Genomic DNA, 461 nt, shown 5'->3' with positions numbered 1-461 from the left:
GAGCCGGTACACCATGTGGTGACGGTCGACGTGGGTGGCCGAATAGCGCAGCGTGCAGAGCGGCGCCATCGCGGCGAGCGCTTCGCGCCCGCGCCCTTCGAGGCCGCCGTCGACGCTTTGCGGCTCGTCGACGATCACGATCGGTCGCGTCGCGCGGATCAGGTCGATCGGCTTCTCGCCGCCGGTCTTCTCGCTGTCCTTGTAGAGGTTGTTGATCTCTTTCTTGTTGATCGCGGCGACCGTCATCACCATGATCTGGATCGCCGCGCTCGCCGCGAAGTGGCGCACCTGGCCGAGCTTCGCGGAGTCGTACAGGAAGTAGTCGTACGGCACGCCCGCGTACAGCGCGCGGAAGTGATCCTCGGTGATCGCGAGCGTCTTGTGCACGCCTTCCTTGATCGCGATCGACGGCACGACGATCACGAATTTCGTGAAGCCGTAGCGGCGGTTCAGCTCGAAGA

1 pseudogene is annotated in these 461 nt (G+C 64.6%); it reads right to left on the bottom strand.

From position 1 onward, the window contains the following. Window positions 1-461, bottom strand: a pseudogene (locus tag M3175_RS24320) (type III restriction endonuclease subunit R); the annotation flags it as partial.

Source organism: Robertmurraya korlensis (genome assembly GCF_023715225.1).
Classification (GTDB): Bacteria; Bacillota; Bacilli; order Bacillales; family Cytobacillaceae; genus Robertmurraya_A.
This window is presented reverse-complemented; position numbering and strand designations above follow the sequence as displayed.